The sequence below is a fragment of the Aquabacterium sp. genome (assembly GCF_044226965.1).
Taxonomy (GTDB): Bacteria; Pseudomonadota; Gammaproteobacteria; order Burkholderiales; family Burkholderiaceae_C; genus Pseudaquabacterium.
On record NZ_JBGAGA010000122.1, the window covers coordinates 1 to 6,373 of the forward strand.

The window sequence follows — 6,373 nt, forward strand, 5'->3', positions numbered from 1 at the left end:
CGGCGCGCGCGGGCTGATGGTCGACGTGATGAAGACCTACGGCGTCGGTTCGTTCCAGGGTCAGCTCGCCGCCATCATCCAGGGCTCGACCGAGACCACCTTCTACGTGCTGGCGGTGTACTTCGGCAGCGTCAACATCAAGAAGACCCGCCAGGCGCTGGCCTGCGGGCTGTTCGCCGACGCGGTGGGGCTGGTGGGGGCGATCCTGGTGGGGTACGCGTTCTACCGTTGACGCGTTTTTCCGAGGTTAGCTACTCGCCCCTGAAGCGCGGCTCGCGCCGCTCGGCCATGGCGGCCACGCCTTCGCGGAAGTCGGCCGTCTTGAACTGGGCGTTCTGCTCGGTGCTTTCATGGGCGACGGCGTTGCGGATCTGCTCGACCAGGCCGCGGCGCAGCGTGGCGCGGGTGGACTGCACCGCCAGCGGCGCCGAGGTGGCGATCTCGCGGGCGAGCTTCAGCGACTCGGCGCGCACCTGGTCCTGCGGCACCAGCCCGTCGGCCAGGCCGATGGCGTGCGCCTCGGCGCCGCCGATGCGCCGGCCGGTGTAGAACATCAGCGCGGCCTGCTGGGTGCCGATCAAGCGGGGCAGCGTGACCGACAGGCCGAAGCCCGGGTGGAAGCCCAGGCGGTTGAAGTTGGCGCTGAACTTCGCCTCCGCGCAGGTGACGCGGAAATCGGCCACCAGCGCCAGGCCCAGGCCGCCGCCCACGGCCGCGCCGTGCACCGCGGCGACCACCGGCTTGCCGCAGGCGAACAGGCGCAGCGCCTCGGCATAGACCGGGTTCACGCCGCGCGGGCTGCGCTGCGGCGGCGTGGCGTCGCGGTTGGAGAAGTCGGCCCCGGCGCAGAAGGCGGTGCCCTGTGCGGCCAGCACGATGGCATGGCAGCGGCGGTCGGCCTCCAGGTCCTCGAAGGCGTCGGCCAGGTGCTGCAGCAGCGGGATGTCGAAGAAGTTGTGCGGCGGGCGCCGCATCTCGACGGTGGCGACCGCACCGTCGAGTTCGACATGCACATCGGGGACAAACGCGGGATCGCTCATGATGGACGTTAGAAGTGGCGTTGCGTGAGCGCGGGCCAGAAGCCCGCGCCGCGCGCGGCGATGGCGGCGCGGCCGAGTTCGGCGGCCCACTGCGCATCGGTGCCGAACTCGGCGCGCCAGGCCCACAGCCGGCGCGTGGCGAAGTGCAGCGCATGCGCCTGCGTGAAGCCGATGGCGCCATGCACCTGGTGCGCGATGGCCGTGCCGCGCGTGGCGGCTTCGCCGGCGCGCACCTTGGCCACCGCCACGTCGAAGCGGGTGGTGAGCGCGCTGTCGTCGGGTTCCGCGGGGGCGCCATCGGCGGCCACCTGCGCGGCCATGCGGGCGGCGGCCACGTCGCCGGCCATCAGCGCCAGCTGCTGCTGCAGCGCCTGGTTGCGCCCGATCGGCTTGCCGAACTGCACGCGCTCGCCGGCGTACTGCACCGCCATCGCCAGTGCCGATTCGAGCGCACCCACCAGCATCGCGCTGCGCGCCAGCGCGCCCAGGGTCCACACCGGCTCGTGCAGCGGCAGCGGGTTGTCGGCCAGCGCCTCGATCGGCAGGCCGTCGAAGTGCAGCGTGTCGGCGGGCAGGCCGGCCAGGTTGGCCTGCGGCGTGATGCGCAGCGCGCCGCCCGGCGCCAGCCGCAGCCAGGCGATGCGGCCGTCGTTCAGCGACAGCACGGCGGCCCGCGCATCGCGCGCCCAGGGCACGCCATGGGCTTCGCCGCCCAGCACCGCGCGGCCGTTGCTAACGTCCATGTGCAGCGTGTTGCCGCGGCCCTGCTGCAGCACGGTGAGCGGCCCCTCGGGCAGATCGAAGCCAGCCAGCGAGCCGAGCAGTTGCGCCAGCATCGTCTCGGCCAGCGGCAGCGGCACCTGCCAGAAGCCGATGCCGCGCAGCACTGCGAAGGCATGGCGCCAGGGCTGGCCGAAGCCGCCGGAAGCCTCCGTGGCCAGCAGCCGCGGCAGGCCGAGTTCGGCCACCTGCTGCCACAGCCCGGTGTCGAACTCGCCGCGTTCGCTGCGTTCGCGCGTGGCTTTGTCCACCTGCGCGGCGAACAGGCGCTCGGCAGTGTCGGCGATCAGCGTGGCGGTGTTCATCGCAGCTCTAATCCCTTCGCGATGATGCCGCGCAGGATCTCGCGCGTGCCGCCGCGCAGCGAGAACGAGGGCACCGAGAGCGTCGCGTAGCGCATCGCCTTGTCCAGCGTGGAGCCGGGCGGCACGTGGTCGCCGAACAGCGCGTGCGCCAGGTCGGGCATGGCCTGCTCGACCAGCGCGCCCTGGTCCTTCACCAGCGCGGCGGGCAGGGCGGGGTTGTCGCCGCGCGCCAGCATGCCGGCCACGCCCAGCGACATCTGCCGCAGCGTGCCGTACTGCGCCACCACGCGGCCCAGCGCCTCGGCCTGGCGCGGGTCGGCCGCGTCGGCCTGGTCCAGCATCTCCAGCAGCAGCTGCGTGCAGCTGAGGTAGCGCTCGGGGCCGCTGCGCTCGAAGGCCAGCTCGGCGCCCACCTGCTGCCAGCCCGAGCCCTCGGCGCCGATCAGGCATTCGTCGGGCAGCCAGACCTCGTCGAAGGTGACTTCGTTGAAGTCGTGGTCGCCCAGTTGATTGAGGATCGGCCGCACGGTGAGGCCGGGCGTGCGCATGTCCACCAGGAACTGCGACAGGCCCTGGTGCCGGTCAGCCGCGCGGTCGGTGCCGGTGCGCACCAGCGCGATCATGTAGTGCGCGCGGTGGGCGCCCGAGGTCCAGACCTTGCGGCCGTTGATCACCCAACCGTCGCCCTTCTTCTCGGCCCGCGTGCGGATCGAGGCCAGGTCCGAGCCCGCGTCCGGCTCGCTCATGCCGATGCAGAAGAAGACCTCGCCGCGCGCGATGCGCGGCACGATGCGCGGCGCCAGCGTCTCGGGCGCGAAGCGCATCAGCAGCGGGCCGCTCTGCCGGTCGGCCACCCAGTGCGCGCCCACCGGCGCGCCGGCAGCCAGCAGTTCTTCCAGCACCACGTAGCGCTCGAGCGCGGACCGTTCGTGGCCGCCGTAGCGGCGCGGCCAGGTCATGCCGATCCAGCCGCGTTCGCCGAGGCGGCGGCTGAAGTCGGCGTCGGCGCCCGACCAGTTGCGGTTGCGGCGCTCGGGCGGCACCGCGGCCATCGCCTCGGCGAGGAAGGCGCGCACCTCGGTGCGCAGGGCCTCGCAGGCGGGCGGCAGGCTGCAGGGTTCGATGCTCAGGGCCCGCATGGGCTGGTTCTCCCGCGACCTGTCGAGATCGCGACTGCGGTCGATTCTGGAGGGATTCGGCGCTGCGGACGGCCCGCCGGCCTGGTGGTTTTCCTGGACGGATGCGGTGGATCAAGTCGCCTGGGCGACACCGCCGCGCCGCGGCCGCCCGGCATCGCGCCGATGCGCGAACTGGGCCGGGTTTCGGGTGCTCATCGGTGTTTGCACTTTTACCAGACTTCCCGATAGTGCGGGGACCACGGTTGGTGTCCGCAAGAGGCCAGATCCCATGCAGTCCTTCGAACGATCAAGCCAGGCCGCGGTCCCGCAGGGCGGGCTGCGCGAATTCTTCCGCTACCACGGCCTGTGGGCCCCGGGCGTGCGGCTGTTCCGCCGCATCGGCTTCCGGGCCAAGGCGATGCTCATCTCCACGGTGTTCGTGGTGCCGATCGCCGCGCTGGCCTGGAGCTACTTCGGCGACAAGGCAGCGGCCATCGACTTTTCGGCCAAGGAACGCGACGGCGTGGTCTATGGCCGCGCGCTGATGCCGATGCTGGACCTGCTGCAGCAGCAGCGGGCGCTGGCGCTGCAGGGCGCCCTGACGAAGAGCGCGCCGCCCGAGCTGGCGGCGCTGGGCAAGGACCTGCAGGACCGGCAGGCACGCATCGATAGCGTGGAAAAGCAGTGGGGTGCCGAATTGGGCACCGAGAAGGCGCTGGCCCGGTTCCGCCAGGCCGTGCAGGCCGCGCCGGCCGCCGGTGCCGCGCCGGACGCGCTGCTGGCCGCGTACAACGCACAGGCGCAGGCGCTGCTGGACCTGCTGGGCAGCGCGACCGATGGCTCCAACCTGACGCTGGACCCGGACATCGACACCTACTACCTGATGGACGCCAGCTACTTCCGGCTGCCGCAGATGGCCGAATCACTGGCCCAGCTGCGCGACCTGGGCGCGCTGGTGCTGGCCGGCGGCAGCGCCACGCCGGTGCAGCTGCGCAGCGTGATCGAGCAGGCGGTGCTGGCCAGCAGCAACCTGTCGGCACTGGACACCGGCCTGGGCAAGGCCAACGACTACAACGCCGGCGTGAAGGCTGCGGTGAAGCCCGAGGCCGCGCTGGCCGAGGTGACGGCCTACCTGAAGCAGGTGGAACAGAGCCTGCTGGCCGAAGGCGGCCCCAAGGGCGACGCCGCGGCGCTGGCCCAGGCCGGCCAGCACGCCGGTGCCGCCCTGCAGGCGCTGACGCAGCGCACGACCGACGAGCTCGACCGCCTGATCGCGGTGCGCGTGGACGGCCTGGCGGCCGGACGCAAGCTCACCAGCGGCGTGCTGGTGGCCAGCCTGCTGCTGGTGACCTACCTGTTCATGGCCTTCCGCAAGGTGCTGGACGGCGGCCTGCGCGAGGTGGCCTTCCACATCAACGCGATGCGCGACGGCAACCTCACCACCACGCCGCGCGCCTGGGGCGCCGACGAGGCCGCGGCCCTGATGCACACGCTGACCGAGATGCAGGCCTCGTTGCGCCACATCGTCGGCCAGGTGCGCGGGGCGTCGGACAGCATCGTGCATGCCAGCAGCGAGATCGCGGCCGGCTCGATGGACCTGTCGTCGCGCACCGAGCAGGCGGCGGCCAACCTGGAGCAGTCGGCCTCGGCGATGGAGCAGATCGCCGCCACCGTGAAGCACACCGCGGACGCGGCGCAGGAGGCCGCCGGCATTGCCGCCTCGAACGCCGGCGCGGCCGAGCGCGGCGGGCGCATCATCGGCGCGATGGTCGCGACGATGGACGAGATCCAGCAGTCCTCGCGCCAGATCGGCGAGATCATCGGCACCATCGACGGCATCGCCTTCCAGACCAACATCCTGGCGCTGAACGCGGCGGTGGAAGCCGCCCGTGCCGGCGAGCAGGGTCGTGGTTTCGCGGTGGTGGCCGGCGAGGTGCGCTCGCTGGCGCAGCGCTCGGCCGCGGCCGCACGCGAGATCAAGTCGCTGATCGGCGTCAGCGTCGAGAAGGTGGCCTCGGGCACCGCGGTCGTGCGCGACGCGGGCAGCGCGATCGGCGAGATCGTCACCAGCGCGCAGCGGGTGAATGCGCTGCTGGCCGAGATCGCCACCGGCGCCAGGGAGCAGTCGGCCGGCGTGCACCAGACCACGCAGGCCGTGCACGAGATGGACACCGCCACGCAGCAGAACGCCGCGCTGGTGGAGCAGACCGCGGCGGCCGCCAGTTCGCTGAAGGACCAGGCCGGCGCGCTGGCCACCGAGGTGGCGGCCTTCCGCCTGCCTTGACCGGGCGGCATCCGCCGTGCGGCGGGCCCGGCAGAATGCGCGCCATGGTGACCCCGAGGCGCGGCTTCACGCTGATCGAGCTGATGGTGGTGGTGGCGCTGATCGCGATCCTCGCGATGATCGCGCTGCCGGACATGAGCAGCGGCCTGGTGCGCCGCCAGATCGTCGACGCCGCGCCGCTGGCCGAGGTGGCCAAGAAGCCGCTGGGCCTGGCCTGGAGCCTGGGGGCGGAGTGGCCGGCCGACAACGCCGCCGCGCTGCTGCCGCCGGCCGAGCTGATCGTCAACCAGTACGTGCGGGCGCTGCGGGTGGAGCCTGGCGCCATCCAGATGGTGTTCGGCAACAAGGCCCACCCCAAGCTGCAGGGCCGCACGCTGAGCTTCCGCGCCGCGGTGGTGCCGGACCAGCATGTGGTGCCCGTCACCTGGCTGTGCGGCCATGCCACGCCGCCCGGGCCCATGGTGGCGCAGGGGCCGGACCGCACCGACGTGCCGGCCGAGCTGCTGCCGATGAACTGCCGCTAGTGCGCGAAATGAGCGGCCACCGCGGGCGGTGGCCTCACAGCAGGATGGTCTGGCTGCGCTCGGCCAGTACGCCCACCGCGTGCTCGTAGCCGCGCTGCACGATGCGGTCGAAGCGGTGCCAGTGCAGCAGGCCCACGCGGTCCAGCGGCGGGTTGAAGTACAGGTCGGTCAGCGCGCGCGAGCGGCGGCTGCGCGAGATGCTGTAGAGCACCATCACCGTCATCAGGTAGGCCGGCAGCGAGGGCAGGCGGTAGCGCCGCTTGCGCAGCGGCCGCCATTGGTCCAGGAACAGCGCCAGGCCGCTGGGCACCTCGTCGAGATC

5 protein-coding genes and 2 pseudogenes are annotated in these 6,373 nt (G+C 72.4%); 3 read left to right on the plus strand and 4 right to left on the minus strand.

The window, feature by feature from the left end; translation table 11 throughout:
- A pseudogene (locus ACILR4_RS28660) lies at positions 1-232 on the plus strand (hypothetical protein); the annotation flags it as partial.
- Positions 233-251: 19 nt separating this feature from the next.
- Here the strand turns inward: ACILR4_RS28660 and ACILR4_RS28665 are convergent.
- The 3 genes from ACILR4_RS28665 to ACILR4_RS28675 are packed head-to-tail and all read right to left on the minus strand — an operon-like array spanning position 252 to position 3,264.
- Positions 252-1,040: an enoyl-CoA hydratase/isomerase family protein gene (locus tag ACILR4_RS28665; RefSeq protein ID WP_395704302.1), complete on the minus strand. Its 789-nt coding sequence runs from the start codon at positions 1,038-1,040 to the stop codon at positions 252-254.
- A gap of 8 nt (positions 1,041-1,048) precedes the next feature.
- The gene (locus ACILR4_RS28670) at positions 1,049-2,125 is read right to left on the minus strand and encodes an acyl-CoA dehydrogenase family protein (RefSeq protein WP_395704303.1); all 1,077 of its coding nucleotides are present in this window, start codon (positions 2,123-2,125) and stop codon (positions 1,049-1,051) included.
- Positions 2,122-3,264, minus strand: coding sequence for an acyl-CoA dehydrogenase family protein (locus ACILR4_RS28675; RefSeq protein WP_395704304.1), 1,143 nt, complete (start codon positions 3,262-3,264; stop codon positions 2,122-2,124). The genes ACILR4_RS28670 and ACILR4_RS28675 overlap by 4 nt, the downstream gene beginning before the upstream one ends.
- 268 nt (positions 3,265-3,532) lie before the next feature.
- Between ACILR4_RS28675 and ACILR4_RS28680 the strand changes: the two genes are divergently transcribed.
- Both ACILR4_RS28680 and ACILR4_RS28685 read left to right on the plus strand, forming a co-directional pair.
- A complete protein-coding gene (locus ACILR4_RS28680) occupies positions 3,533-5,527 on the plus strand; it encodes a methyl-accepting chemotaxis protein (protein ID WP_395704305.1) in 1,995 nt (664 codons plus the stop codon).
- A gap of 44 nt (positions 5,528-5,571) precedes the next feature.
- Positions 5,572-6,051, plus strand: coding sequence for a prepilin-type N-terminal cleavage/methylation domain-containing protein (locus ACILR4_RS28685; RefSeq protein ID WP_395704306.1), 480 nt, complete (start codon positions 5,572-5,574; stop codon positions 6,049-6,051).
- Positions 6,052-6,085: 34 nt separating this feature from the next.
- Here ACILR4_RS28685 and ACILR4_RS28690 read toward each other — a convergent pair.
- Positions 6,086-6,373: pseudogene (locus tag ACILR4_RS28690) on the minus strand (patatin); the annotation flags it as partial.

Coding starts and splice junctions, on each gene's coding strand:
- ACILR4_RS28665 (WP_395704302.1), bottom strand. CDS start 1,040: ATGAGCGATCCCGCGTTTGTCCCCGATGTGCATGTCGAACTCGACGGT.
- ACILR4_RS28670 (WP_395704303.1), bottom strand. CDS start 2,125: ATGAACACCGCCACGCTGATCGCCGACACTGCCGAGCGCCTGTTCGCC.
- ACILR4_RS28675 (WP_395704304.1), bottom strand. CDS start 3,264: ATGCGGGCCCTGAGCATCGAACCCTGCAGCCTGCCGCCCGCCTGCGAG.
- ACILR4_RS28680 (WP_395704305.1), top strand. CDS start 3,533: ATGCAGTCCTTCGAACGATCAAGCCAGGCCGCGGTCCCGCAGGGCGGG.
- ACILR4_RS28685 (WP_395704306.1), top strand. CDS start 5,572: ATGGTGACCCCGAGGCGCGGCTTCACGCTGATCGAGCTGATGGTGGTG.